Annotated in this window: 21 protein-coding genes; 13 read left to right on the top strand and 8 right to left on the bottom strand. The window is 57.3% G+C overall.

Annotated elements, in window-relative coordinates:
* Window positions 1–397: 397 nt before the first annotated feature.
* The gene (locus tag GSQ91_RS11320; RefSeq protein WP_158821657.1) at window positions 398–790 is read left to right on the top strand and encodes a hypothetical protein; all 393 of its coding nucleotides are present in this window, start codon (window positions 398–400) and stop codon (window positions 788–790) included.
* Between the two features lie 439 nt (window positions 791–1229).
* Here GSQ91_RS11320 and GSQ91_RS11315 read toward each other — a convergent pair whose 3' ends face one another.
* Window positions 1230–1391 (bottom strand): hypothetical protein, encoded by a 162-nt coding sequence (locus GSQ91_RS11315; protein ID WP_158821656.1) that lies wholly within the window; start codon window positions 1389–1391, stop codon window positions 1230–1232.
* A gap of 767 nt (window positions 1392–2158) precedes the next feature.
* Between GSQ91_RS11315 and GSQ91_RS11310 the strand changes: the two genes are divergently transcribed.
* Complete coding sequence (locus GSQ91_RS11310; protein ID WP_158821655.1) at window positions 2159–3904, top strand: chloride channel protein; 1746 nt, start codon at window positions 2159–2161, stop codon at window positions 3902–3904.
* Here GSQ91_RS11310 and GSQ91_RS11305 read toward each other — a convergent pair.
* Window positions 3846–4796, bottom strand: coding sequence for a universal stress protein (locus tag GSQ91_RS11305; protein WP_158821654.1), 951 nt, complete (start codon window positions 4794–4796; stop codon window positions 3846–3848). The two genes, GSQ91_RS11310 and GSQ91_RS11305, sit on opposite strands and share 59 nt — an antisense overlap.
* A 732-nt stretch (window positions 4797–5528) precedes the next feature.
* Between GSQ91_RS11305 and GSQ91_RS26125 the strand changes: the two genes are divergently transcribed.
* Window positions 5529–8990, top strand: coding sequence for a choice-of-anchor Q domain-containing protein (locus tag GSQ91_RS26125; protein ID WP_158821653.1), 3462 nt, complete (start codon window positions 5529–5531; stop codon window positions 8988–8990).
* A 181-nt stretch (window positions 8991–9171) separates the two neighbouring features.
* Window positions 9172–10173, top strand: coding sequence for an alpha/beta hydrolase (locus GSQ91_RS11295; RefSeq protein WP_158821652.1), 1002 nt, complete (start codon window positions 9172–9174; stop codon window positions 10171–10173).
* Between the two features lie 278 nt (window positions 10174–10451).
* Here GSQ91_RS11295 and GSQ91_RS11290 read toward each other — a convergent pair whose 3' ends face one another.
* A complete protein-coding gene (locus tag GSQ91_RS11290) occupies window positions 10452–11396 on the bottom strand; it encodes a hypothetical protein (protein ID WP_158821651.1) in 945 nt (314 codons plus the stop codon).
* A 434-nt stretch (window positions 11397–11830) separates the two neighbouring features.
* Here GSQ91_RS11290 and GSQ91_RS11285 point away from each other — a divergent pair, with 434 nt between their 5' ends.
* From GSQ91_RS11285 to GSQ91_RS11260, 6 genes are all read left to right on the top strand, one after another.
* Window positions 11831–13441 carry a nitrogen regulation protein NR(II) gene (locus GSQ91_RS11285; RefSeq protein WP_254064509.1) on the top strand — a complete coding sequence of 537 codons (1611 nt, stop codon included), beginning with the start codon at window positions 11831–11833 and terminating at the stop codon, window positions 13439–13441.
* 399 nt (window positions 13442–13840) lie between these two features.
* Window positions 13841–14968: an acyltransferase gene (locus GSQ91_RS11280; protein WP_158821650.1), complete on the top strand. Its 1128-nt coding sequence runs from the start codon at window positions 13841–13843 to the stop codon at window positions 14966–14968.
* 286 nt (window positions 14969–15254) lie between these two features.
* Entirely contained in the window at window positions 15255–15680 is a 426-nt protein-coding gene (locus GSQ91_RS11275) for a DMT family transporter (protein ID WP_254064507.1), read from the top strand.
* Window positions 15677–16060: a hypothetical protein gene (locus tag GSQ91_RS11270; RefSeq protein ID WP_158821649.1), complete on the top strand. Its 384-nt coding sequence runs from the start codon at window positions 15677–15679 to the stop codon at window positions 16058–16060. Before GSQ91_RS11275 ends, GSQ91_RS11270 begins: the two co-directional genes overlap by 4 nt.
* A 61-nt stretch (window positions 16061–16121) precedes the next feature.
* Window positions 16122–18038 (top strand): glycosyltransferase family 39 protein, encoded by a 1917-nt coding sequence (locus tag GSQ91_RS11265; RefSeq protein ID WP_158821648.1) that lies wholly within the window; start codon window positions 16122–16124, stop codon window positions 18036–18038.
* A gap of 175 nt (window positions 18039–18213) precedes the next feature.
* Window positions 18214–19452, top strand: coding sequence for a glycosyltransferase (locus tag GSQ91_RS11260; protein WP_158821647.1), 1239 nt, complete (start codon window positions 18214–18216; stop codon window positions 19450–19452).
* Window positions 19453–19626: 174 nt separating this feature from the next.
* On the opposite strand, the gene GSQ91_RS11255 is transcribed toward GSQ91_RS11260, so the two are convergent.
* The 4 genes from GSQ91_RS11255 to GSQ91_RS11240 all read right to left on the bottom strand — a co-directional run bounded on the left by GSQ91_RS11255 (window position 19627) and on the right by GSQ91_RS11240 (window position 23307).
* Window positions 19627–20775: a PepSY domain-containing protein gene (locus GSQ91_RS11255; RefSeq protein ID WP_158821646.1), complete on the bottom strand. Its 1149-nt coding sequence runs from the start codon at window positions 20773–20775 to the stop codon at window positions 19627–19629.
* Window positions 20776–21253: 478 nt separating this feature from the next.
* Window positions 21254–21637, bottom strand: coding sequence for a DUF427 domain-containing protein (locus tag GSQ91_RS11250; protein ID WP_254064506.1), 384 nt, complete (start codon window positions 21635–21637; stop codon window positions 21254–21256).
* A 20-nt stretch (window positions 21638–21657) separates the two neighbouring features.
* On the bottom strand, window positions 21658–22425 hold the full coding sequence (locus tag GSQ91_RS11245; RefSeq protein WP_158821644.1) for an SDR family NAD(P)-dependent oxidoreductase: 768 nt from the start codon (window positions 22423–22425) through the stop codon (window positions 21658–21660).
* A 141-nt stretch (window positions 22426–22566) separates the two neighbouring features.
* On the bottom strand, window positions 22567–23307 hold the full coding sequence (locus GSQ91_RS11240; RefSeq protein ID WP_158821643.1) for a 3-oxoacyl-ACP reductase family protein: 741 nt from the start codon (window positions 23305–23307) through the stop codon (window positions 22567–22569).
* 267 nt (window positions 23308–23574) lie between these two features.
* On the opposite strand from GSQ91_RS11240, the gene GSQ91_RS11235 reads away from it, so the two are divergent.
* Window positions 23575–24483: a LysR family transcriptional regulator gene (locus GSQ91_RS11235; protein WP_158821642.1), complete on the top strand. Its 909-nt coding sequence runs from the start codon at window positions 23575–23577 to the stop codon at window positions 24481–24483.
* 22 nt (window positions 24484–24505) lie between these two features.
* Window positions 24506–25390 (top strand): Dyp-type peroxidase, encoded by an 885-nt coding sequence (locus GSQ91_RS11230; protein ID WP_158821641.1) that lies wholly within the window; start codon window positions 24506–24508, stop codon window positions 25388–25390.
* 11 nt (window positions 25391–25401) lie between these two features.
* Here the strand turns inward: GSQ91_RS11230 and GSQ91_RS11225 are convergent, their stop codons facing one another.
* Entirely contained in the window at window positions 25402–25806 is a 405-nt protein-coding gene (locus tag GSQ91_RS11225) for a VOC family protein (protein ID WP_158821640.1), read from the bottom strand.
* 82 nt (window positions 25807–25888) lie between these two features.
* On the opposite strand from GSQ91_RS11225, the gene GSQ91_RS11220 reads away from it, so the two are divergent.
* On the top strand, window positions 25889–26719 hold the full coding sequence (locus GSQ91_RS11220; RefSeq protein ID WP_158821639.1) for a helix-turn-helix domain-containing protein: 831 nt from the start codon (window positions 25889–25891) through the stop codon (window positions 26717–26719).
* Window positions 26720–26738: the final 19 nt, after the last annotated feature.

Raw genomic sequence — 26738 nt, 5'->3', positions numbered from 1 at the left:
CACTCCCGTTGGTCGGTCGAAATGACAAGTATAGGGTAGTTTCTAAATACAACTGCTGTTTCAGTGGAAAGTAAGTGGCATTAGGCTGAAGCCCCGCCCCTTCAAAGCTAAAGCCGCGTTGTGATGGAAGCTTTACGGTACCCATTCGACTGCGCTCAGAATGACGGATTTGTGGGGGATGAAAGGACGACAAACCCTTTGGGTTAGCGCCTATGGGGCTTCGCCCTCGGCTCGGATGGAATCGCCCTATAAGGGAGCGTCCCAATGGTTGCGGCCACGAATTTGCGGTACAAGATTCGCTGTCCAAAGAAGTAGAGAGCCTTATATCTCCCTTATATGTTTGAGCGTTTACTGGTGTGAGAGGTGCGGATCTGATCCGACTCTGGAGGAAACACCCATGAAATCGATTACCCGGTTCGTCACAGTAATGGTGGCGGTTCTATTAACGTTCGCCATACTAAGCCCCGCGCAGGACGTCACCACGAAGGACCTGGGCAAGGGCGCGGCGTTCCATGGCAAGAGTATCCACATGAAGGACAACGGAGAGGTCTCTTACCTCCTGTCTTTCACGGCGGGGAAAGAGTTCGAGGCCACCACGGACGGCGTGAAGACTACCGACGTGCACCTTTTTGTCTACGACTCCACCGGCGCTGAAGTCGGTAAGGACGTCTCTCCCGGACCGAAGTGCTCCGTTAAGGTCACACCGGAGAAGGACGGGCAGTACAAGTTCGTCATCAAGAACGCCGGCGGGGCCAACACGGTGACCTTCCATGTAAAGGTCGCCAATTGATGACTCGCCGCTTGCTAAAAAGACGCTAGGGCCTGTCATCAAATTCTGCCATTATTCCACTGCGGGGCGTTGCAAAAGCCTTGACGCAACGAGCGCAACGGTTCGCGACGATACGCAACGGCTATAGTGCTTAGGACTGGCATCTTTCCCAAATACAAATGCCTTCGCGTTCCTTTGCGAAACCACCGCGCCCTTTGCGTCAAGGCTTTTGTAGTACTCCGCAGTGGAATGATGGCGGGATTTGATGAGACACCCTAGCTTTGTGAGTTATTTATCAGTTGAGAAGTAGTATCGGCATGAAGTAAGAAGGGAAACTTGAAATGCCTATCGTGCATGGTCTCGAGTTCAGGGCTAACCAGTCTGAAATCGTCAAAGATCTAGTTCGTGAATTGCTGAAAGACGGTAATTGCGCCGTCTATGCGTTACATAATATGAAACCTCAGGGTGAGCTTCGCTTGGCTTCGACACTACCTAGCCCGAACCCGAAGAAGGCACGTGGTGTGTTCTTGCGAATACGGCCGGGAGTCACGGAAGCGATCATTGTGCGTCCCATGAATGCCAAGGCTGGCCAGTCACTGACGAAGCTAACTAAGATTTCCATGGCGGAGACGCTCCGAACTATTCGGATTTGGCGCAAACAAACGTCGCCGCATGGAGTGACATCTGAGAGAGTTGAATCAATGGGCAAGAGGACATCTGCCACGGCCTTGCAGGAAAGCGCTCCGCTGGCTTAGTTCTGAACCAAACTATAAGACACCTGTGACTGTTGTCTTTGCCTCCTCATCGACAGCAGTCACATCCTCTAACAATCACTGACAGTTCTCGAAACGGAACCACATACCCTCAAAACGGGCGCAGTTCTTTTCTTTATCTCTCGTGCGATCGTCGAAGCTGTAGCTGGTGCGCCAAAGCAAGTCGTTCGGACTTTCAGCCCTCTTCTCTGATCTTGTTCCGTAACCCAGGGCGTTGCCCTGGGCTGTGATAGTACCGCCCCTTCGGGGCTGGCTTGAGAGGTTGGTGAAAAATCGTGGTGTGCTGAGTGCGTCCCCCTAATTGCTGAAGCCCCAGGGATATAGGGGCTTTCCTCTGGGCCTCTATGCCGCAGGAGACGAAGGCTTGTCCCAGGGGCTGAAGCCCTGCCCCTTCAAAGCAAAGACTGCTGAAGCCTCACCCCATCAAGGCAAAACTTCGGCCACTGGCTCATACGCATCCTGAATCCCTGGGCGCCACCTTCATGACAGCTTCCTGTCATGAAGGGCGGATTTCTCATAAAGAACCTGTTTTATACCAGGTGTATGCTTTGGGCTGGGGCTTTATCACTATGAATAACAGGCTGCATCCAGGTTGGAGTGGGCTGGGACTTTCTTTGTGATTCGTTTCGCTAAGTTCCGGCAGGCCGAAGATCAGGTGTTGTTGGTTTTGGCCGTTGTGATTGGCGCGCTGACAGGTCTGGCGGTCGTCGCGTTCATCCTGTGTACCGAGCGCTTCGGGATGCACCTTTACCCGATTGGCGGCGCTGCGTGGCGGCGGCTTTTGTTCCCCGTGGTGGGATCGATTGGCATCGGATATCTGCTCTATCGCTTCTTTCCCAACGCCCGTGGCAGCGGCGTTCCGCAGACCAAGACGGCACTGTTTGCACGCGACGGACGCATTACGCTGCGTACCGTGCTGGGCAAGTTCTTCTGCACCTCGGTGACACTGGCCAGCGGCATCCCGCTGGGACGCGAAGGTCCTTCGGTGCAGGTCGGCGCCGGCATCGCCTCCGTGCTTGGACGCATGCTTGGGCTGAGTCCTGAAACGGTGAAGAAGCTGATCCCGGTGGGTGCGGCAGCTGCCATCGCAGCAGCTTTCAATACGCCGCTCGCCGCAGTGCTGTTTGCCCTCGAAGAGATCATGGGCGACCTGAACGCACCGGTCATGGCGGCGGTCGTATTGGCTTCGGCAACGGCCTGGGTAGTGCTGCGCGCTTGCCTGGGCAATCATCCGCTCTTCCGAGTTCCGGAATATCAATTGGTGAGCCCGATTGAATTTTTCTTGTACGCGTTGCTGGGCGTGGCCGGAGGATTGATCTCAGCGGCTTTCACCGGATTGCTGTTGCGCATGCGCGCAGCCTTTCTGCGCTTGCCTTATAAAACCACGTGGTTGCATCCTCTGGCCGGGGGATTGATGGTGGGTGCGATGGGATGGTTTGTGCCCCAGGTTCTGGGAGTGGGATATCTCTACGTCGGTCAGGCCCTCAACAACGGTATCGCCCTCCGCTTGATGCTTTTGCTCGTTGTGTTGAAGTTCTTCGCTGTTACCACCAGTTACGCTTCGGGCAATGCTGGAGGCATCTTCGGCCCTGCCTTGTTTATCGGAGCCATGCTCGGAGGATCACTGGGGACGGTGGCGCATCATCTGCTGCCGGCCTTAACGGCAACGCCAGGAGCGTATGCGCTGGTCGGCATGGGCGCGGTCTTTGCCGGAGTTGTGCGCGCTCCGATGACCTCCGTGCTGATCATCTTCGAGATGACGCAGGACTACGCGGTTATAGTTCCGCTGATGCTGGCAAATCTTGTCAGCCTATTCATCGCGTCCCAGTTCCAGCGTGAATCGATCTATGAGGCACTGACCGAGCAGGACGGCATCCACTTGCCGGCGGCGGCGCGAAACCTGGGATACAGCAAACGGGTGATCAGTGCGGCTATGCGGCCTCCGGGCGAGTTACTGCGCACGGAGATGACGGTCCAAGAGGCCTTTACCGTGATGCACTCCTCGGAGCTGGAGTCCTGTCCGGTGCTGGATTTGAGCGGTGTCATCGGAGTGGTGAGCCTTACGCAACTCGATCGGGAGCGGAGTGCAGATGCAGACCGCAGGCTCGATGCCTTGATCCATGCTCAGGATTTTCTTCACGTTCACGCCGACGAATCGCTGGATGTGGCCCTCGCCCGCATGGGATCTACAGGGGTGGCGATGCTGCCTGTAGTCAGCCGCGCAAACATCCACAATCTCGAAGGCATAGTGACCCTGCAAGATGTGCTGCACGTCTATGGAGTTTCCGCGTGGGGTGGGCATTCTACGGATGATGCAGCAGCAGCAGCGGACATATCGCCTCTGCCAGCACACTGGGAATAACGCCACGCAGCAGGTGGTCTGCTTTTTCTGCTGCGCTGTGCGCGCCCATCACAATAAGATCAGAGTCCCGTTCCCGCGCTAACCCAACAATCTCAGAGCTGGGCTCTTTGCGGGAGACGACCGTTTGCAGGCTCTTCATTGGATCGCATCCGGAGAGTCGCTGGTCAGCAGACATGATTCTGGCCAGTGCGTTTTGAAACGGCTCCGGATCGAGTGGTTGACTGTGTCTTTCTCGCGCAGGATTCTCGATATGCAGAAGCGTGAAGGCGGCATGATGATCTTCAGCGAGCGCGCAGGCGAAGGCGGGAGTGCGAGCCGAGCCGGGATTCAGATCGCTGGCGCAAAGGACATCGCGCAACGACCAGACAGATTGTTTCATTTGCCGGACTTTAGGGCCGACCACCAGTACGGGACAGTCGACCCGACGCAAAAGGGCTTCGGCGTCGGAACCGCAAAACAGCCTTACAACGCCTTTCACCGCATGTGTGCCGAGCACCATCAGATCGGGCTTCTGGTCGTGCGCCGTAGCGATGACCTCATCCTGTAAGTTTCCTGAAGACAGAATCGTCTGCACCGCAAATCCTTCAGCACGCAGCTGAGCGTCATGCTCTTCCAGCCTCCGTTCGCCCTGGCGCATCACTTCAAGTGTCACGTCGAGCTCTACCCAGGGCATTTCGGAGGGGGCATATCCACTGGGAAGTTGGCTTACATGCTCAAGCAGAATCTGCGACCCATAGCATCTGGCGATGCTTTTGGCATACTCCAGCGCGCACATGGAAAGATCGGAAAAATCGCTAGGCACGAGGATTCGGTCGAACGCTATCTTTTTCGGAGCTAGAGTGACCACCGTATGCACCTCCTCCTGAAAGTAGATGCCGTACCGAGCTCCCATTCTACGCCGCGCTCCGTGCAGGCAGGCTATCTCTTCAGCTCATCTTGCATGGGATAGGAACATTGGCGGCAGAACACGATGGAGATCATGAACGCAGAGCAGATGCGAGGACATAGAGGAACGGACGGATGGGCCACGCTTATCCTGAATCCATCGGGTGCCATCGTGGCGCAACCGGCATCGTTCCCTCCGCGGCTGAAGCCGCATGTATCCGGATACCCTGACGGCGGGGCTGAAGCCCCGCCCCTTCAAAGCAAAGGCTGCTGCAATTCCCTGGGATATGTTTTCTCTTCTCTCGGCACCTGTGCCATAGGAGAAGAAGGCTTGTCCCAGGGGCTGAAGCCCGTTCTGTGGCGGTCCCCTAATGTCCGGACTAAAGTCCGGACCTATCTCAGAGGCAAAAGCCTATCTCTGAAGCAAAGGTCTATCTCAAGGGCGAAAGTAAATATCCCAGAGAGCTGTGGCCGCACCCTCATGCGCAAAGAACGCGCATGAATGGGGCACGCGGCTGATATTGCGTAACGGCGTCCCTCAAAACGCTCTAACTTTTTTGCGGCAGCCATTGTGCAAAGATGCCGTTTGAGTAAAATGGTGGCGTCATTCTTCACAAAAACCACTTTGCGTTAGGTTCCAACAACGCGCGTCCAGGCCTTAGCGTAATAAGGCCGTTTGATCGGGCCTGAAGAACCGGAAGACACGATTCGGTATACGCAGTTTTACTGGAGCGAGCCAATGAGTTCCATGGGATGTTTGGGTCGCCGCAAGGGCGGCGGCAAGTGGATTTTTCTCCTCATGAAAATTGTGACTGTGGCGATCTGTGCGGCTTTGGGAGCCTCGCTTTCGGCACAGACGGTGACCGTCACGCTGAGCACGGACGCGGCAGCAACGACCACCAATCCCGGGGATGGTCCAGGGCAGAGTGGCGATTTGCGGTACGCCATCTTGAACGCGACGAGCGGATCGACAATCCAGTTCAGCTGCGGAAGTCCGTGCCTTATTACGCTGAACGGTCCATTACCGCCAATTACGAAGAACCTGGCGATCAATGGCGGGACGCTGGGCAATGTGATTATCAGCGGCAATGGTACGTACCGCGTGTTCTTTGTCGATACCGGCACGGTAGAACTCGAAAACCTGCTCATACGCAATGCAGTGGGAAAGGGAGGCAATGGCGGAGTGGGTCATATTGCCTGCGGAGGCGGAGGCGCCGGCCTGGGTGGCGGCCTCTTCGTGAATGGCGTTACTGCGCCCGCTACCGTAACGGTGAGTGATGTCTACTTTTCGAGTGACCGCGCGATCGGTGGGAATGGTTGCTCCGCCAGTGGCTCTGGTGACGGAGGCGGTGGCGGTGGTTTAGGAGGCAACGGTGGCAATGGCGCACTCGCCAGCGGTACCTACGTGAATGGTGGCGGAGGCGGTGTCCTGGGGCCGGGCGCAAATGGCAGTACAGCGACATTGAATGGAGCCGCCGGTGGCGTTGGAGGCGGCGGCGGTGCAGATGAGAATGGCAACCCAGGTGCTTCACCAGGCGTGGGCGGGTCTGGTTATGGGACAAATAGTGCTGGAGCAACTGGGACTACTGACGCGGCCGGTAACGGCGGATTTGGCGGCGGCGGCGGCGGTGGAGTGCTGCAGGGAGGTAGTGGCGGATTTGGAGGAGGAGGCGGAGGCGCCGAAGACAATGGTGGAGCTGGTGGCGTTGGAGGCGGCGGTGGTGGCTCCGAGGGCGGCACTGCCGGTCCGGGAGGTGTTGTTGTTGGAGCGGTAACAGGAGGCAGCGGATCTGGTGGATTTCCGTTTGGCAATGGAAGCAGTGGTGGCGGCGCGGCTGCCGGCCCGGACATCTTTGTCAATCAGGGGACTCTGATCACGGTAAACAGCGGCTCCCTTGGCGCCAGTGCGACAGGCGGCGCCGGCGGATCGGGCGCGGGTAGCGGGACTTTCGATGCCACACCGGTCTTCAACTATGCGGGCTCGGTTAATGGCTCTACGACCAAGGGCCCCATTGCCACCGCCCTGACGGCTTCTGCAGTACCCGACTTTGTGGTGACCTCCACTGCGGACAGCGGCCAGGGGACACTGCGTGAGGCCCTGACCAATGCTGCGGACTTCGGTGCGGGGAACGTCACCTTCGACCCCACGGTATTTGCGACGCCGCAGACGATTACGCTGGCGAGTTCGTTGAGCGTTCCTTCGAGCACGACCATCACCGGCGCGACCAGCGGCAGCGGAACGACGCTGACCAACCTGGTGACGGTGAGCGGCGGCGGATCGAGCAGCAACTTCTCGGTGTTCAGCGTCGCCATCGGCGTGACCAATGCTGCGATCAGTAATCTGATCATCGCTAACGGCTATACCACCGCCGAAGGGGGCGGGGTCGATAACCTCGGGGTCCTCACGGTGACGAATACCACCTTTAGTAACAACTATGCGGCGGGGACCTTAGCGTTTGGTGGAGGGGCCATCTTTACGTCAGGCACCCTGACCATAGCTGGGAGCACCTTTACCGGAAATTCCGCCGGGCTGGGCGGCGCGATTTCTGCAGTCGACGGAACGGTCACCGTTAGCTCCAGCACCTTTACCGGGAACGCTGCCTCAGGAGGGTCTCCGGGCGGCGCCATGTTCATTTCAACAGGTACTGTCACGATTACGGACAGTACCTTCAGCGGAAATTCGGCGAGCACGGGCGAAGGGGGCGGAATCGCTAACGACGGAACGCTCTCGGTCGCGAATTCCATCCTCTCCGGCAACACCGGCGGCGACTGCGTCGGCGGCTGCCCCACCAATGGAAGCAACGGCAATCTCGTAGGGGGTACGGTCGCCCTGTCGTCGCTGGGCAGCTATGGTGGACCGACACAGACGATGGTCCCGCTTCCAGGGTCGACGGCGATCTGTGACATCAATCCTTCGACGGCCACGGGGACCGACCAGCGCGGCGACCCGCGCACAACCAGCTACGGCACGGCGACCTGCCAGGATTCAGGAGCGGTGGAGAGCCACTATGCGATAAGCTTCACCACCGATCCGGCTGCCACGGAGACTTCAGGCGTGGCCTTCCCGGTGGCCATTACGCTGACCGAAAGCGGCAATCCCTTCCTGGGCGCGAGCGAGAGCATCCCGGTGACGCTGAGCAGCGGCGCCACGCTTTCCGGCTCGCCCGTTTCGGCCAGCACTAGTACCGCTACAGGTGTGGCCAGCTATTCGCTGACCGCGACCGATTCGACCTCAGTCAGTGGGCTGACGCTGAATGCGGGCCTGACGCTCAATGCGCCGACGGCGGTGATTGCGGCACAGAGCGCCAGCTTCACGCTCAGTCCAGTCACTGCGCCGGTGGCTTCGGCCGCTTTCAATCCGACGACGATCCCTGTGGGAGATACTTCACAGCTCACCATCACGGTGACCAATCCGAACGCGGTAGCGCTCACGAATGTGCAGTTCACCGACACGCTGCCTTCAGGCATCACGTTCGTGACGTTCCTCGCTGGGACCTGCGGGACCTTCGCCGTCAACGGCGGGAGCTTCTCGATCACGGAGAGTTCGCTGGGGGCGAACTCGTCCTGCTCTATAGCGGTGCTGGTGCAGGGCAACTCGGTGACTACGGCGACCGACAGCACCAGCACAATCACTTCCAGCAATGGCCCGATAGGGGCCGCTGCGACCGCGACGCTCACAGTGGAAGGCGGCCTGGTCTGGGTGATCAACGCGAACGGTACTTTGGCCAGCCTCTCTGAGGACGGAACACTGGCCACAACCGCCGGTACGGCGGGCACCGTCGGCGCCTTCGGTGCAGTGGCCTTCGACAACGCTGGAGATGTCTGGGCGGTTGCCAACGGAACCAGCGCGGTCACCGAGTTCACGAGTACTGGTACGGTCATCGCGGTACCCGGCAATGCGGCTGCAGGCGTTAATACTCCGGCGTCGCTGGCCATCGATGGTCTGGGCCAGATTTGGGTTGCTAACGGCAACAACTCTGTCAGCGTGCTCAGCGCGAACGGTACGGCGGTAACGTCGAGCACCGGATATCAGGGGGGAAGCATCAGCACGCCGGCTGGCATCCTCATCGACAACTCAGGTTCGGTGTGGATACCCAACAAAGGCAATAACTCTGTGACCAAGATCATCGGCGCCGCCGCTCCGGTCGTGACACCTACCGTCACCGGCACCACCAACAACACACTCGGAACGCGGCCCTAAGTATCAGGAGCAGGAGAATACGGTGCGAATCCTACAGACAACACGACAGACGATGAATCGTACCTCCTTCGCTCTGATTCTCACCCTTGCGGTCCGTGGAGCCCGCATCGGTTGCGGCGTGGGCGCTTCTCTCTGCAGGTAAGAGATTCGTGTTGCTCTATCCTGCCTCTGGGGGATTGCGATGAAGTCTTTGATCTTTGCCTTTTGTGTTATGGCTGCGTTTGGCAGTCTGAGCGCGCAGAAGCCTGTGTGGCAGCCCTCGCCGGGACATACACAGATACCGATATGGCCGGGGGCGGCTCCTGATCCGCAGCCGGTGCGAGGACCAGAGTACATGGAGACGTCGGGGAAAGACTTTCTTCCCGGCGGTAGACCGGCGGTTGGAGTGAACGATGTGACGCGGCCCACGATCACGGTCTATTCGCCGAAGGGAAAGAATACCGGCGCTGCAGTAGTCGTGTTTCCTGGCGGGGGTTATCAGACACTTGCCATCGACCTTGAAGGCACCGAAGTTTGCGACTGGCTGACGCCGATAGGGGTCACGTGTGTGCTGTTGAAATATCGCGTGACGGAGGTGGGGCCGTATCCGAAATCGGGACCGTATCCGGAGTCACCGATGGCGCTGGAAGATGCACAGAGGGCAATGGGGCTAGTGCGTTTTCACGCGGCGGAGTGGCACATCGATCCTCACAAGATTGGCGTGCTCGGGTTTTCGTCGGGCGGGCATCTGTCGGCAGCGATCAGCACGCACTACGCGAAACGTTTATATCCGGTTGTCGATGCCGCCGACAAAGAAAGCTGCCGGCCGGACTTTGCGGTGCCTATCTATCCAGGTCATCTGTCGCTTGCGGCGGCGGAATGGGATGCGAAACGAGGCACCAAAAAGTTTGTGGTTCCTCATCCGGCAGGCGTCGATGGACATCTTGCGTTGAATCCTGAAATTCCAGTGACCGCACAGACGCCTCCTACGTTCTTGCTGCAGAACGAGGATGACCACGTGGACAACGTAGACGATTCGCTGGCTTACTACATTGCACTGAAGAACGCCGGTGTTCCCGTGGAGATGCATTTGTATGCCCAGGGAGGGCACGCGTTCGGACTGCGGCGTACAAAACTTCCAGTGACAGCATGGCCTCAGTTGGTGGAGACGTGGCTGAAGACGATTGGGATGATTTCGGAGTAGGTGCTGTGGGTAGGCGTACCCGCTTATCGGAATCGAGTCACGTAGCTCCAGGTGTGGACTCGCCACTACAATTTAAAAGCGGTCGCCCTTGCAGGCGATACCCCTGACGCAGAGCGCGCTGCGAAGATTTGCGGTGTTCGCTCAGCAGCAATACCCCACCCTTTCGCAAAAGCGCGAAAGGATGGGGCACCCAATTTGTGGTGCGACCGAGAGGTCGGACTTTCAGCCCTCTTCTCTGATCTTGTTACGTAGTCCAGGGTGATGAAGTTTGACATGGTTTAGTAGTACACAGTCGACGTAGTTCCGGAGACGCCAACCCCGAAGCCGCACGAGAGGCCTCCGGTATCGTATATTGCGCCATACCAGCCCGGCGTCTCGAGAGTGTAGGACGTAGTTCCCTGGTAGACCTCAGTGCCTGTAAATGTGTCGTGGAGGTTAGCCGGGAGCTGGGAGCAGGAGCTTATGCCGTAGGCCTCGAGGACCGCAGCATACGCCCAGGACCACTCGAGCCCTGAGGTGCTGGTTGTGATCCACGAATAAGCGCCTGTGGTTTCATCCTCGCCTTCCACTCTCCAATCGAGAGTGCTGCCTGAAGTACCGGTCACCTCGGTATATCCGAAGAGCGAGTCACCGGGATTAACGGTCTCCAGCGGGCTATGGAAGACATAGTTCGTGCCCACGAGCCAACTGGCGATGGCCCAGTAGTTGCCGCCTCCCGCATAGCCCGAGCCATACTGAAGAACAGGCTGCAGGATATAGGTCTGGACCGAAGGCTCAAGGCCATTGAACAGATAGATCAGACCACCGTTTTCCGAGGGGTTGGAGGGCACTGTCCAATTTCCGTAGATGAGATCGACGTTCTGATTCGTGTCATCCCATTGTGCGGCTTCGACCCAGCCATTGAGGCCAGGAGTGTGGGCAACACGGTTCTCGCTGGGCGACGGGTGACGGGTAGCGACGGCTTCTTCCGTGCAAGGCTCATAGTGAGCGAGGAGTGCGCCATTCACAGTTACATCGCCGGTAATTTTGCCCTCTACAGTCTCAACCTTGGCGCCGTTTGGGATTTCATGCACACATTCCGGGCGGATCAACTCACCTGGAATCTGTACCCAATCGGGGTGGACGAGGGCGGCCTGGCTCTTGATGGTTTGTGCGTACGCCATGGAATACGTGGACAGCCCAAGTAAACCAGCGCAGTAGATAAGCTTCACTTTCTTTAACATCGTGTATCTCCTTTTTTCCTGGCGCACTGCTGCACTATGCCGCAATGGACTGGGTCGCAGTGGACTGGAGTAGCGAATGCGCTCGATAGATGGTGCCCATCGCAGGCGTAGCGTTACAGTTTGCTGGAAGATAAAGGCCGGGCAGCCTGCACGCATGCCGAATCGCAAAGAATGTGCGTGAAGGTGACACCCAATTCGTGGCGCGCCTGGCGTCATTCCCTCTGCGGCTGAAGCCGCTTTTAGCGGGGATGTCCTGACGGCAGGGCTGAAGCCCCGCCCCCTCAAAGCAAAAGCTGCTGAAGCCCCGATTGATGTGTGGCGCGACCGATATATGCTCGCCTGGACTAGGATGTAAGCTGTTGACCTTTCCGCATCGTCGCTACTCGTGCGAAGCCAGGTCGGTGTTCGAAACTTCAATAGCATACGAATGCACGATGCCTGATCTTCCAATTTCCATGGGCCAACAGGCTCTCACAACGCGGACGAAGGCCTTGATTATCGGGGACAGTGAGTTGGCTGGCCGCATTCGTGCGCACAGTTGGTCGGAGACACCTCTTGGGCCGATTGAAGGCTGGTCCGAGACCTTACTCGCGACCGTGAATCTCATGTTGCATTCGCCGTTTCCAACGATCCTCTCGTGGGGGCCGGAGATGGTGTTCCTTTATAACGACGCGGCCATTCCCACTTTGACAGAGAAGCATCCGAGCGCCCTTGGCGGCCTGTATCGGGATGTCTTCCACGAGGCATGGGACCTCGTGAGCGGCGATCTCGAAGCCTGCTTCTACCGAGGGGAGACGGCGGTACGGGATAACATGTTCATCCCGACCCTCTTCCATGGTGTTCTCGAAGACCATTATTGGAGCTATTCCCTCATCCCGGTCTACGAAGGTGGTGTGATCGCAGGGGTTTACGACGCCTTCCGCAACACTGCCGAGATCGTGATGGGGGCTCGGCGGCTGGGAGAACTCGCGGCCATTGTCGACTCCTCCGACGATGTGATTTTGAGCAAAGATCTGAATGGCATCATTACGAGCTGGAACGCGGCCGCTATTCGCCTTTTCGGTTATTCGGCGGAAGAGATGATTGGCAGCTCGATTCTCAAACTGATTCCAGACGATCTTCATTCCGATGAAAAGACCATCATGGACAGTATTCGTGCCGGACGCCGTGTCGAGCATTTCGAAACAGCGCGCCTTACCAAGAGCGGTCAATTGATCGATGTTTCTCTCACTATTTCACCGGTAAGAGACGAGCGCGGCAGGGTGATCGGAGCCTCCAAGATTTTGCGCGATGTTTCCATACGCAAACGGATGGAGCAATCCCTATTGCAGGCAGAAAAGATTGCAGCCACCGGGCGCATGGCGGCGACGATCGCCCATGAGATCAACAACCCTCTCGAAGCGGTGATGAACCTCCTCTACCTTATTGGCCCCATGATCACCGATCCGGTCGGTATCAGTTATTTCCAGGCCATCGATACCGAACTCGGACGTGTCGCGCATATCGCCAAGCAGACGCTTGGCTATTACCGCGAACATGCAGCCGCGAACGCTGTCGCTATTGCAGATATCGTCCTCCATGCCATCACCATCTATGGGCCACGATGTACGGCTACGGGCATTCAGGTAAAGAAAGCACTTCATTCGTCGAGAAAGATTGTGCTGCGTCGCGGCGAGATGACGCAGGTGGTCTCAAACCTCATGGTGAACTCGATTTACGCGATGCCAACGGGTGGCGTCCTGTCCGTCTCTGTGGAAGATGCGGCAGAGCCCGAAGACGGCATCGTCCTGACCATTCAGGATGACGGTGCCGGGATCGCGGAAGCTGATATGCCAAGAGTGTTTGAAGCCTTCTTCACTACTCGCAGCGTTGTAGGAACAGGCATTGGCTTGTTTGTGGCAAAGCAGTTTGTCGAAGGCCACGGGGGCAGGATCGAGATCGAAAGCAGACAAGGCGCGGAAGATCATGGCACGACCGTTCGCGTCTTTTTGCCGATGTCCACGACGTATGAGTCCGCTGGTGAGGTTGCACGCGTCAAGGATTGAGCTGGGAATGAAATAGAGCGGGTTTAGCCTTGGGCCTACGTGGCCCTATTTCAGGAATTCATGCCGCTCCTGCGCCACAGATACATAGGTCGAAAAGGAATAGGCCACAGAGGTTGCGTGAGGACTTTCGGGGTCCTTCGACTCCGCGTCCCCAAAGGCTGGGACGCTCCGCTCAGGATGACGAATTTACGGTAACTGAGATACAGGGGTTTCTAAACGCAAAGCGCGCCACAAACATTTGCATCACGCTCTGCCTCAAGGGGTTTCTCCGCTCCCGTTGGTCGGTCGAAATGACAGGCTTTTTGGTTAGGTCTGTAAGTACAGCTGTAGTACTCGAGGAGTTCCCTATTGCTGTAAGTGCAATCTCGGGGTCATCCCATGTAAGCTGATCAGCACATCATGAATCAAGGCACTGCAATCCTCAAAACTAAGAGCCACTACGAAATCCTCGACGGATTGCGCGGCGTGGCGGCGCTCATGGTCGTCATCTTCCATACCTTCGAGGGGTATGGCCCAGGCAATCGATTCCTACAGCCGATCAATCATGGCTACCTGGCCGTCGACTTCTTTTTCCTGCTCTCTGGGTTTGTCGTCTCCTATGCCTACGATGACCGCTGGGGAAAGATGACGCAGTGGGAGTTTTATAAGCGTCGCCTGATCCGGCTGCAACCTATGGTTATCGCGGGAAGCGTGATTGGGGCTATCTTCTTCTACCTGCAGCGCTCTCCCACCTTTCCACTGATTGCTACTACGCCAGTGTGGAAGATGCTGGTGGTGATGGTCGTCGGCTTTACTTTGATTCCCCTTTTGCCTTCGATGGATATTCGCGGCTGGCAGGAGATGCATCCGCTGGATGGACCGGCATGGTCGCTCTTCTGGGAGTATGTCGCCAACATTCTCTATGCCGTGGGCCTCCGGAAGCTTTCCAATAAGGCACTCGGCGTTCTGGTGTTCCTGGCGGGTGTTTTCCTGGTGCATCTTGCGGTGATGGGTGGCCGTGGCGATGTGATCGGCGGTTGGGCGGTCGATATACGAGAGATGCACATCGGCGCTGCTCGCTTGCTGTATCCGTTCTTTGCAGGCATCCTGCTGCAGCGGCTGGGCAAGCGGATTCATGTCAAGGGAGCCTTCGGTCTATGCAGCCTGATGCTCATCGTCATTTTTGCCATTCCCAGAATTGGCGGGCCTGCCCATGTATGGATGAACGGACTCTATGAGTCGTTCTGCATCATTGTTCTTTTCCCGGTGATTGTTTCCATGGGTGCGGGCGATGAGGTTACGGGAAGGATCTCCATCAAGGTTTGCAAGTTCTGCGGGGAGATCTCGTATCCGCTCTATATCACTCACTACCCGTTGATCTATTTCTATACGGCCTGGACGCATGATCATCACGCTTCCGTACGTACGGGAGTGTTGTTGGGCATCCTGCTCCTGGTCAGCAGCGTGACCATTGCCTATGCCTGCTTGAAACTCTATGACGAGCCAGTGCGTGCATGGCTACAGCGGCGATTCCTTTGGGCCAAATAGAGGATAGGTCCTGGGGAAGCGTACACGTTCATCCATAGCTGTGCAGTTCTGACGGCGGGGCTGAAGCGCCGCCATCAAAACAAAGCTAGTGGTTGCGAGATCGCCGATGCGCTGTCAGACAGCACATCGGTAAAGGTGGGTGCCTGTTCTGCAACTGTGGTTTCGGCAATAATGGATGTACAGACCGGTGATTTTTGCGTTGCTAGCGCAAGAATCCTACCCCGAGCTGCGAGGCGAGCCGGGGAGAACTGCCACTACGCCTCCATCAGCCTTTTGGTGAGAACCTTTGAGCTTTCGTAAATACCTTGTGATTCTCTCCATGGTAGTTTTTGGGTCCAGCGGAGACGCGCTGCTATCGCACGGCATGAAGACGTCCGGCGCGATCGATATTCATCACCTCCTGAATGTCTTCGCGATGCTGCCCAATCCCTACATCCTGCTTGGAATTTTTTCTCTGATCGTCTTCATGTGGAGCTACATGACGGCGCTCTCGTTTGCCGATCTGAGCTACGTGATGCCGGCAACGGCCATCAGCTATGTCGTGATGACGCTGCTCTCCATCTTCTGGCTACATGAGCATGTCGGACGAGAGCGCTGGTCGGGGATTCTGTTCATCGTCCTTGGGGTTGGACTGGTTGCCGGAGAACCCGCGCGCACGGGGGATACGCCAGAGCCTGTTCCCAACGTGAATCCAGAGGAGGCAGGCCGATGAGAGCGGTGTACATATGGCTATGCATCGCGATTACCGTTTGCGCCGCCACTGCCGGAGATGTTCTGGTCGCGCTGGCCATGCGTCGCATCGGGGACCTGGATGAGCTTCGCCGCCACCGAGGATGGATACAGATGTTTCTTCGAGTGCTCTCCAGCGGTGTGCTCTTTGCGGGAATCTTCTTCATGGCCATCGCCTTTTTCAGCAATCTCATCGGCCTCTCGTGGGCGGACCTGAGCCTGATGGGCCCGGCTTCGGCTGCGCTCACGTACATCACCAATGCCGTGGCCGCTAAGTTTTTTCTGAAAGAAGTGGTGAGCCGCCGGCGCTGGCTGGCCACCGTTTTTGTGTTTTGCGGCGTACTGATTCTGACCTTCAGCTGAACCGGGAAGCAGGGTCGGCGCATCATACCGGCAATAACGCGAATAAGGAGAATCGCACCCCATGATCTCGTCCCCCTCGAACTCCGGCGCCGTGCCGGGTTCCGACGCTACGACGACCCGAAGTGGTGATGGAGCCGCCACGGAGCGGGCTATTCATTCCGATCGTTCCGGACGCCCTGTCCGTCGGCTAGCCGACTGGCGAGTTTCCGTTGTGGTGATCGCCGGATTGTGGGCGGTGATCTACATGATCGGGCTCTCGTGGCCGGCACTGCTGGATGACGTGGATACCGTGCATGCCGAGGCAGCGCGCGAGATGCTGCAGCGTCATGATTGGGTCACTCTCTATACGGACGGGCTCCGTTATCTGGAGAAGGCTCCCATGATGTATTGGAGCCTGGCCACAAGTTACAAGATCTTCGGCATCAGCAATTGGAGCACACGCCTGCCACTGATGCTTGCCCTATTGGCGCTGGCGTTGGCCACCTATCGTTTAGGAAGACGCATCTATGGCGAAACGGGCGGGCTGTATGCGGGAGTGGCTCTGATTACCTGCCTCGGGTTGTATGTCTATACGCGCTTCCTGATTCCCGAGGTGCTGGTAACGCTGTGGCTGACTCTCGGCTACGACCTGTTCCTGCAATCGCTCGAGCAGGAGCGGCCGTCGCGCCTTGTCTGTTGGGGGTTCGCGGTACTATGCGCGCTCAACGTATTAACCAAGGGCCTGGTTGGACTGGTCTTTCCGGTGGGTGCGATCGGTCTCTTTCTGTTGCTCACTGGAGACCTGCGGCGTCTGCTGCGGATGCGCCTGATTTCGAGCACGCTGGTGTTCCTGCTGATCGCGGCACCGTGGCACATCCTGGCCGCGCTGCGCAATCCTCCTGCGGGCCAGTCGCGCGGCTTCCTGTGGTTCTACTTCATCAACGAACACGTGATGCGCTTCTTAGGTAAGCGTGTGCCGCCAGGCTATGACACGGTTCCTCTGCTGCTGTTCTGGGTTCTGCTGGCTGTGTGGCTGATACCGTGGAGCGCGTTTTTGCCGCAGGCGCTGCGCAGTGTTCCAGCATTCTGGAGCCGTGCAGCGCGGCCGTTCAACGCACAGCAACGGGCCAATCTGCTCTTCCTCCTATGGGCTCTGGTGATTTTGGTGTTCTTCAGCTTCTCCACACGGCAGGAGTACTACACGATCCCCGGTTTGCCCGGCCTGGCGCTGCTGGTCGGCGGATGGCTGGCACGTGAATCGGCGCCGGATGCAACGGAAGAAGATCGCAGGGCCGGGAGGATATCTTCGGTTGCCTTGTTGGTCATCGGAGTGATCGCCTTTGTGGCGGGCATGTACTTCCTCTCCGTCTCTCATACGCCACCACCCGGGGTGGATCTGGCCGATCTACTGAAAGCGAATCCTCAGGACTATAACTTTTCGCTGGGACATGTCTTCGATTTGACCCCGCGGGCGTTAGGCCTGTTTCGCCTACCGCTGCTGGGGGCCTCGCTGGCCTTGCTTCTGGGCACAGGGTGCAACTGGATCATGAGGCGCCGTGGGCGGCCCGTGGCGGGGAATATTGGGTTAGTGGCGATGATGGTTGTCCTGCTGGCTTGTATCCACGTTTCTTTCGGGATTTTTTCTCCGATCCTCTCCTCCTACAACCTGGCGGCGGCGATTCAACAGCGGTATCAGCCGGGAGATGTGATCGTAATCGATGGCCCTTACGATGAGGCGTCGACGCTGAATTTTTATACCGGAGTCCAGGTGCACGTTCTACATGAGCCAAGCGGGAATCTTTGGTATGGCGCGAAGTTCCCGGATGCTCCGCATATCTTCGAGACGCCGGAATCGCTGGCGGCTAAGTGGAACGGGAAGGCACAGATTTTCGTATGGTCTGATCAGGAAGATCCGCAGGAGCTGCATGGACTGAAATCGTTCCTGCTCGCGCGTAGCGGAGGAAAGTCCATCTTCACGAATCGCGCGCCGGCTGCGTGATATTCGGCCACGTATCCAGATTTGTCTGGTGGCCGACATAACGAAGACGTGAGTGCGGGAGGAAAGAAAGATAGAACTCACAACAATTGCTGGCTGAATATCTGCGGGCAAAATTTGAATCGATTCTGCGCCCAACGCCACGCCTCCAGCATCAAAGATTTCGAGAGAAATGGTTATGCCTACTTTCGCTATTATGACAATTGCCGTTGGAGGCATAGTCACTTCAACGATCGTATTAATTCTTTCCCTAGTGGGTGCGGTAAAGTTTCGCCGGGATGCCCGGAGGGACCGTGAATCCTTTGCCCGCCTGGGTAAAGATCTGCCTCCTATCTCCGTGCTGAAGCCCGTTCATGGCAACGAGGCACGGCTTAAAGAAAACATCGAGAGCTTCTTTCGTCAGGACTATCCTGCGTTCGAAATCTTGTTCGCTGCCGACGAGGCGGATGATCCCGCGCTGCCCGTAATCCGGGAGATCTGCGCGCGATATCCGAACATTCCTACTCGAATTATGGTGACGGGAAAACCGCCCTGGCCGAATGCACAGAACTACTGCTTCCATCATCTGACTGCCGTCGCGGCGCATGACATCCTATTGACCAGTGACAGCGACGTTGAGGTGGGTCCGGACTATCTGCGCGAAGTCACGGCTCCGCTGCTCGATCCTAAGGTCGGAGCCGTCACATGCCTCTTCCGCGGCAAGAGTGCTGGCGGATTCTGGGCCGGGTTCGACGCCATCGGTATGTCCGTGGAGTTTACCGCCGGTGTTCTGGTCGACAATCTTCTGGAAGAGACGAAGTTTGGTCTCGGACCGACAATCGTTGTTCGGAAGGACTCGATTGGAAAGATTGGCGGCTTTGCAGGTGTCCGCGACTATCTATCGAACGATTTCGTTGTCGGCAACTTTATCTACAAAGCCGGCTACAAGGTGGTGCTCTCCAGTTATGTGGTCGATCATGTGTGCTCCTCCAAAGGTCTTCGACCGATGTGGGAGCGACAGTTGCGGTGGGCGATGGGTACGCGGTACTCGCGACCGGCGGGCCATTTTGGCTCGGTGCTGACCTTCGCCGTCCCGTTTGGAATTCTTGGGCTGGTCGCAGGATGGATGCTCGGCCATCCGTGGCTGGGGGTCGATCTGTTTGCCGCATCGCTCGTGAACCGGATGCTGGAGTGCTGGCTCATCGGCTGGTGGGCTGCGGGTGACCGTATGGCTCTGCGTTGGGTGCCGCTCTATCCTCTGCGGGATCTGTATGGCTTTGTCGTATGGTGTGCGAGCTACATGAAGCAACGCACCCTATGGCGCGATACGAACTATCGGCTGCTCAAGGGCGGCAAGTTAGTGGCGGTGCGGGCCGATGGCTCTGTGCTGGATCCGGAGTCGGCCCGGTCGATCACGCCAGAGGCCGGACACTTTTAGGAGAGCTCGCACCTTGCCTCACAGAGTTCGGCGTTAGAACATTTTTCAGTCATGACGTGATGTATGCATGAACTACTTTAGAGCTGTCATCTCGACCGGAGCATGATGGTTCTATCGTCATGCGGAATGGAGAGACCTGCAGTTTGCTTGCGCAGGCGATAGGGACGGTCTGATCTAGACCAGCTCCAGCGCTACCTTCTGCTCGACCTTGACTGTGCGCTTTCTCCACGCTGCCAGCCTTCGCAGCGCCAGAGAGAATCCGGTCCATACCAGGAGAAGCGCGGCCAACGCCGCAATTAACGCGATCAACTGCCCAGTCGCACCATAGAGCTCGCCCGTGTGCAGGTAGCGCGCATAGAGCCGCCATTGGCGACCGCGAGGCTGGCTGCTGAACGGCTCCCACCTCACTACCTTTGCATTCTTCAAGGAGAGAATGAGTTGCGCTCTTTCCTGAGGGCGACCGCCCTTGCCATCATCGATGGAGAAGGTGACGTTCTTGTCCTTCTCCCCTGGCATCCGGAACGACAGGCTGTACCAGCGTGCATCCTGCAACTTCGCATGCGCGATCAGAGGATCAAGAAGAGTGAGATCGGAGATGGAGCCGTGCTGCATCTGCCGCTCCGCTGGAGTCGCCGGAAGAGGAGTTCCCGCTGCGCGATAGAGCAGCCCGTTGGCCCAGCTATAGGCCATGATCGAACCCGTTGCAGAGATGACGAGCAGCGGCACCGCCAACCAGAATCCTGCGATGTTATGCAGATTCCACTCACGAGCCCTGCCCGCCAGGTTCCTGCGGAACGTTAGCGCGGACTTTAGATTTGCAGATCGCCAGCGACGCGGAAACCAGAGGATCAATCCACTTAGCAGGAGAAAGGAGAAACCAAGGTTGGCAGCATCCTTCACGTACCGCAACCCCTCGTGCTGGCCGCGGCTCAGTGCGACCCAGCGGTGCAGGTCGCGCACGGAGTTGAAGAACACCCGAAGCCGGCTAGCGCCCGGCCCCAGCACCTTGCCAGTGCAGCCATCGACGAGCAGAGTCGTGTCGCCCGGCAATGTCACTTGAGCGGGCACGACTGGATCAGAGAAGAGCTGAACAGCCGTGGCAAGCTGACCGCTTTGCGCCTGAGCCGAAGCCAGAATGGTCGATGGAGCCGCACAGACTTCTCCTGGCGACTGAATGCCGGGCTTGATGGCTCGCTCAGCAAATCGCACGATCTGCGGCTGAAACGCGAGAATCGTTCCGGTAGCCGCCATATAGGCGACCCCCAAACCCACCGCGATTCCAACGATCAAATGTGCCCAGAACAAGAGGCGTCGTACGCTCATACTACTGTCTCCATGGGGATGGAGGCCGTAGAGCTATACCCCTAAAAGGCCTGCTCGTGAGCCATCATCGCCGATCTCAAGAATCATCCGGGCGCTTCGCCAAAAAGACTTCCGGATAACCCGCCACCAAATGAAGACTAAATTGGTCCTATATTTAAATCAAGTTCATCTTGACCTTCCAGGCACTTGCGGAGAACCCATTGAGGCTCAAAGCGAGTTATCAGTGCTGTCATCGTTCCACTGCGAGATACAAAAGCCTTGACGCAACGGGCGCAACGGTTCGCAAAGGAACGCGACGGCATTTGTATTAGGGAAGATGCTTGCCCTAAGCACTATAGCCGTTGCGTATCGTTGCGAACCGTTGCGTCAAGGCTTCCGCACCCGCAGTGGAACGATGACAGTACTTCCGATGTCCTAGGCCCCTGTCATAACAGCGCGTCTGTACGAACCCAAAGTATTCGTATGAGTCGCAACGCGCTTAGGAGATCACTTCTATTGCATCGACCCGTGATGGATAAAACGCCAAATGCTCTTTAATGCCGGCGACTGCCTCGTAAGGGTTTTCATAGGTCCAAACGGCATATTCCGATTTCGCTCCGCCGATGGGAACGCTGTAGTACGTGCAGTCACCCTTGTACGGACAATAGGTGTAATGCGTGGTCCGAACGAGCAAGGACATATCTGCATCGCTGCGCGGCAAATAGTAGACAGGCGAATATCCCTGCTCCTCCAACCGCAGCGCTCGTGTCGATTCAGCGACGATCTTGCCGGCGACCGTTACGCGCACTGTGCCCTCCGCCGGAGAAATCGTGATGGGATGGTCTGGCCCGGGGATTTTGATTTCTTTCTCTTTGATAGACATAGTGCTCCTCATGGTGCCAGCTACAGCTTAGACCCGCCATCGACTGGAATGCTCGCACCTGTGATCCAGCGCGCACCATCGGACGCCAAAAAAGCGACGACATCGGCGACATCCTCGGGCTTGCCGAGCCGCTTCAAGGCCTGCATTCCCAGCGCGACCTCGCGTCCAGTTTCGGTCTTCGTGAAGTTCGACATATCTGTGTCGATTACGCCAGGTGCGACAGCGTTGACACGAATGCCGCTCGGCCCAAGAATGGCGGCCCAGTTCTTGACCAGAGTCTCGAGCGCTCCTTTGGTAGAGGCGTAGGCAAGGACCGAAGGGTTTTCTAAACCGGGCTTGCCCACTACCATACGGGCTGCGAGAGAAGAGATAACAACGATGTTCGATCCCTCCCCAAGAACTGGCAGGAGCTGTTGCACCAGGAAGAATGGGCCTCGGACGTTGGTCGCGAAGAGGTTGTCAAAATCCTCTAGCGTGTGATCCGCGATGCGTGCGGCCTTGCTGATTCCAGCGTTGAGCACAAGCACATCCAATCGATCTCCGACGATGGAACGCACCTGTTGGGCGAGCAGCGCAGCACCGTCCGGTGTTCCCAGGTCCGCTGAGATGGCATGGGCGCGGCCTCCCTTTGTCTGGATCTCGGAGACGATAGACTCCGCTTCCTTGGCGGAACGGCCATAGTGAACCAGAACCTGTGCTCCGGCCTCAGCAAGCGCTAGTGCAGTCGCACGGCCGATCCCTTTCGATGCGCCCGTCACAAGCGCAGTTTTGTTTTGAAGTGTAGCCATTGCTCTCTGTCTCCTGTCAGCTAATAGATAAGACGAGTGCGGCATCTGCCGTTAGGGAGAGTCGGCTTCGTTCGCCGGCTCTCCTTTACGTCCACACGGATGCCTTCTCTTCAGACCCGCGAACTGCGTGTCTGCGTTGGGTCAGGCATTCGTGCCGCCATCGATCGTCAGATTCGCCCCGGTAATGTAGGAGGACTCCGGACCAGCGACGAACGCCACCAGCGCGGCAACCTCATCCACATGACCATAGCGGTTGAGTGCTGTGGCAGCAATTTGCGGCTCCGCCCAGTCGCCCGCTGCGGGGTTCAGGTCCGTATCGATCGGACCAGGCTGGACGTTGTTGACCGTAATGCCTCGGCTCCCGACCTCTCTGGACAAGCCTTGCGTAAACATCTTCACGGCTCCCTTGGTAGCTGAGTAGGGCACCAGTCCTGGCGTCATCATGCGCTCGCCTACGCAGGAACCAATGTTGATGATTCGGCCACCATCATTCATGTGTTTCAGTGCCGCCTGAGTCGCAACAAAGACACCGCGGATATTGATGTTAATCACGCGATCCAGCTCTTCCAACGTGGTGTCTTCGAACTTTTTCGGGATAGCAGTGCCCGCATTATTCACCAGTACATCCAACCGGCCCAGGGTAGCGACGGCCTTTTCGACCGCAGCTTTGACCGCGTCGGCATCGGCCGCATCCGCCTGGATCGCGACGGCCTTTCCGCCAGCGAGTTCAATCTCCTTGACCACGGCCGAAGCCGAGCTTGCATCCTTCGCGTACGTGATGGCTACGCTTGCTCCATCCACCGCCAGACGCTTCGCGATCGCCGCGCCAATACCCCGGGAACCGCCGGTTACGAGTGCCACTTTATTAACTAACTTAGACATGGAATCTCCTTTGCCTCTCTGTGAACAATTCACTACAGTGTTGATTCAACTGACCGTCATCTTGCTCGAAGCTCTCAGACTGCTATCTGATGTGCCATTATTGCAAGCGGACTTGGCACTCCCTGGAATACCAGCTATTCCCAAGAGGAATGCATGATGTAGAAGAGGAACCTTTGTTTGGTCTGTGTTCTTTACCTCTGACAACAAAACGAAAGAATCACTATCCCTCGCATAGAATCCATTCCATAGAGGAATACGGAGGCTGGTTTGGACAAATTCAGTGCCATGCAGATGTTCGTCCGAGTGATCGAGAAAGGGAGCTTCTCCGCTGTCGCCAAGGAACGTGGAATCGGCCAGCCTGCGGTCAGCAAACAGATCTCCGCGCTTGAAGATGAGCTCGGCACCGAATTGATTCACCGCACCTCTCGTGCCATTGCACTGACGGAAGCAGGCCGCGATTTTTACGAGTCTGCTTTGCGCATTCTCGACGACTTTGAAAGCGCGACTTCGCGAATCGGCAGAGGCCAGACAGCACCGAAAGGCCTTATCCGCGTGACCGTTCCTCCCACGTTTGCCCGCCTCCACATGGTGTCGAAGCTGGCTGCTTTTTTTGCTGCCTATCCCGACATGGCCGTTGAGATGGCAGCCTCGGAGAGCCCGACAACAATCGTCGAAGACGGCTTCGATTTGGCCATCCACTCAGGGGACCTTCCAGACTCTACATTGGTTGCGCGAAGATTCGCGCAGACGATGACCATTCTCGTCGCCACGCCTCAGTACCTCGCACGCTACGGGGCACCGGAGTCGCCGGAAGATCTCCACCGTTTTCGATCGGTCGTCTTTGTCGAGCGGGACTCGGTACAGCCATGGATCTTTGGCTCTGGGCAGGATGCGAAGCGAGTTATCCCCACAGGAGTCTTTCGAACCAGCGATATCGAACAGATGCGGATGGGAGTCCTTGAACATCTGGGGATTGCCCAGGCGCCAGCATGGCTCTTCGCCGCAGAACTCAGAGAAGGTACCGTCCTCAGGCTGCTGACGACTTTTGAGCGAACCGTACCGATCCTTGCCGTACGGCCTGCCAGCCGCCGGATGTCTACCAAAGTTCGCATCTTCATCGAGCATCTGGAGAAGACGTTCGCGCTCTGTTCTCAGTTCAATCCACGCCCTAGTTAAGAGTGCTCGATATAATGCCTGCATGAATACGCCTCAGGCTGGAATCTTCGCTCTTGGAACGTCCTCTCATGCATACCTGGAGTTTGACCTTCTGGACGCGAAGAGTTGCAAGGAGTTCGCCTCTACCATCGCCGCTATCCGTGAACCGCGGACCACCACAGGGGGAGTGAACTTCGTCATCGGCTTTCGGCCTGAACTCTGGCGCGATATCGTTCCAGCCGACGCCCCTGCGGGCGTGGAAGGATTTAACCACGACATCAAGGGCACAGAAGGGTTCGTTATGCCGAGCACCCAGCATGATGCGCTGGTATGGATGTCTGGCAGTGCTTATGATGTGATCTTCGATATGGCCCGCACGGTCATCCATGACCTCGCAGGCCAGGCCACGCTGGGGGAAGAGACCTCAAGTTGGCCGTACCGGCATGATCGCGATCTTACCGGCTTCGTCGATGGCTCGGAGAATCCGACTCTGCTAGACGCTCCCCTCGCAGGACTCCTGCCCGAAGGAGCGCCCGGCGCCGGCGGTTCAGTCCTGTTGCTGCAAAAATGGAAGCACAAGGTAACGGAGTGGGAAGCTCTGCCGGTCGAACAGCAGGAGCGCATCATGGGACGCACCAAGCAGGACAGCATCGAACTCGAGAACAAGCCGGCGGACTCGCATGTCGCTCGCACCGATCAGGACGAGTTTGGGAACATCTTTCGTCGCAATATGCCCTACGGAAATATCGACGACCATGGCACGGTATTCGTTGGATTCAGCGCAGATCAGAAGCGGCTTTCCCGAATGCTCGAAAGCATGGCTGGCCTCATCACTGGCACGCGCGATGCGCTCACACGCTATACACAGCCATTGACCGGCTCCTATTATTTCGTGCCTTCTGTCGAGAGCCTGCGGAATTTACGGTGAGACGGCGAGCTTCATCGCTTCAGCTCCGGGTGTTCCGAGATACTCAACGTATTTCCGTCCGGATCCTTGAACCAGGCGACCTTCGCGCCGGTAGGCGAAGTCCAGATGCCTGACTCATCCTGATCCATACCCTCATAGCGCTCGAAACGAACACCGGCTTGCGCCAGGCTCTTAACGGTTGCAGTAATCTCGGGGACTTGCCAACCCAAAACCGTGCCATGTGCGGGTGGGCGTTCTTTCGCCATGCCGAGACGCAGCATGATCCCATTGGCCTCAAAGACCAACGCGAACGGTGGCTCTTCCAGGATTAGGCGAAGGCCTAGAGTGTTCTGATAGAAATCCTTCGCGCGGGGTACGTCGACGATGGTGACAAATCCGATGATGTTGTATTTGCCGAGTCCGGGTAGTTGTGACATGCGGCCATCATGAACTCTTTAATCGATTGTCGCAAGAATGCTCTTACGCCATAATATATCTCTATTGCGACAAAGTGAAGTTTTGACAGAATACGATCCGAAGCGCGGCGTTTCTGTTGCGACGCTCGCCTATGAATACCCTTCCAGGTCTCGGGTGCCGGAACACGCACACGGGTCGGATCAACTGATCTATGCCATCAGCGGGCTTATGGAAGTATCGTCCGGTCAAAGCATGTGGCTGATCCCACCGCATTTTGCGCTTTGGATTCCGGCGAGAACCCAGCATCGGATTCACATGCCTGGGCCTGTTGCGATGCGCACGCTTTATCTACGGAGAGACCTGGCAGCAAGATTGGAGCCGCGTTGTGCCGTGCTGCATGTGACTCCGCTACTGCGGGAGCTCATCGTCGAAGCCGTAAGTGTCGGCCAACTTCGTATGCGGAATCACTACGAGTGTGCCCTTCGTGACCTGCTCATTCGTCAGATTCAGAAGGCATCCCCGATACCCACCTTTGTGACGCTGCCACGAGAGGAGAGAGCCCTTGCGGTAGCTCAGGCAATCCTGCGGAATCCGGCTGAATCGAAGTCGATGGCGGTTCTATGTTCCGAGGCAGGTGTCGGCGTCAGAACGATCGAGAGGGCCTTTCATAAGGATGTTGGCATCAGCTTTGAATTGTGGCGACGACAGGTTCGGCTGACGAAGGCCGTGGAGCTATTGGTTTCGGGATGTTCGATCAAGGAAGTGGCTTACAGAGTCGGCTATTGCCAGTCGAGCGCCTTTGTCGAAATGTTTCGCCGAACATTTGGGACAACACCGAAGGCGTGGGTCTTAGCGCTAGAGACACTTGGACAACAATCTACCGCATCACAGGAAAAACTTTCGCTTGCAGCCCGACGCTCAGAAGAGGTTTAGGGCGTGTCATCCAATTGCA

This window comes from Granulicella sp. S156, from assembly GCF_009766105.1.
Taxonomy (GTDB): domain Bacteria; phylum Acidobacteriota; class Terriglobia; order Terriglobales; family Acidobacteriaceae; genus Granulicella.
This window is presented reverse-complemented; position numbering and strand designations above follow the sequence as displayed.

Excerpts from the sequence above, each read along its gene's own strand:
- GSQ91_RS11245 (WP_158821644.1), bottom strand. The coding sequence starts at position 22,425 with ATGGCTACACTTCAAAACAAAACTGCGCTTGTGACGGGCGCATCGAAA.
- GSQ91_RS26125 (WP_158821653.1), top strand. The coding sequence starts at position 5,529 with ATGAGTTCCATGGGATGTTTGGGTCGCCGCAAGGGCGGCGGCAAGTGG.
- GSQ91_RS11240 (WP_158821643.1), bottom strand. The coding sequence starts at position 23,307 with ATGTCTAAGTTAGTTAATAAAGTGGCACTCGTAACCGGCGGTTCCCGG.
- GSQ91_RS11285 (WP_254064509.1), top strand. The coding sequence starts at position 11,831 with ATGCCTGATCTTCCAATTTCCATGGGCCAACAGGCTCTCACAACGCGG.
- GSQ91_RS11255 (WP_158821646.1), bottom strand. The coding sequence starts at position 20,775 with ATGAGCGTACGACGCCTCTTGTTCTGGGCACATTTGATCGTTGGAATC.
- GSQ91_RS11305 (WP_158821654.1), bottom strand. The coding sequence starts at position 4,796 with ATGGGAGCTCGGTACGGCATCTACTTTCAGGAGGAGGTGCATACGGTG.
- GSQ91_RS11265 (WP_158821648.1), top strand. The coding sequence starts at position 16,122 with ATGATCTCGTCCCCCTCGAACTCCGGCGCCGTGCCGGGTTCCGACGCT.
- GSQ91_RS11295 (WP_158821652.1), top strand. The coding sequence starts at position 9,172 with ATGAAGTCTTTGATCTTTGCCTTTTGTGTTATGGCTGCGTTTGGCAGT.
- GSQ91_RS11290 (WP_158821651.1), bottom strand. The coding sequence starts at position 11,396 with ATGTTAAAGAAAGTGAAGCTTATCTACTGCGCTGGTTTACTTGGGCTG.
- GSQ91_RS11315 (WP_158821656.1), bottom strand. The coding sequence starts at position 1,391 with ATGGAAATCTTAGTTAGCTTCGTCAGTGACTGGCCAGCCTTGGCATTC.
- GSQ91_RS11280 (WP_158821650.1), top strand. The coding sequence starts at position 13,841 with ATGAATCAAGGCACTGCAATCCTCAAAACTAAGAGCCACTACGAAATC.
- GSQ91_RS11270 (WP_158821649.1), top strand. The coding sequence starts at position 15,677 with ATGAGAGCGGTGTACATATGGCTATGCATCGCGATTACCGTTTGCGCC.
- GSQ91_RS11230 (WP_158821641.1), top strand. The coding sequence starts at position 24,506 with ATGAATACGCCTCAGGCTGGAATCTTCGCTCTTGGAACGTCCTCTCAT.
- GSQ91_RS11225 (WP_158821640.1), bottom strand. The coding sequence starts at position 25,806 with ATGTCACAACTACCCGGACTCGGCAAATACAACATCATCGGATTTGTC.
- GSQ91_RS11260 (WP_158821647.1), top strand. The coding sequence starts at position 18,214 with ATGCCTACTTTCGCTATTATGACAATTGCCGTTGGAGGCATAGTCACT.
- GSQ91_RS11250 (WP_254064506.1), bottom strand. The coding sequence starts at position 21,637 with ATGTCTATCAAAGAGAAAGAAATCAAAATCCCCGGGCCAGACCATCCC.
- GSQ91_RS11320 (WP_158821657.1), top strand. The coding sequence starts at position 398 with ATGAAATCGATTACCCGGTTCGTCACAGTAATGGTGGCGGTTCTATTA.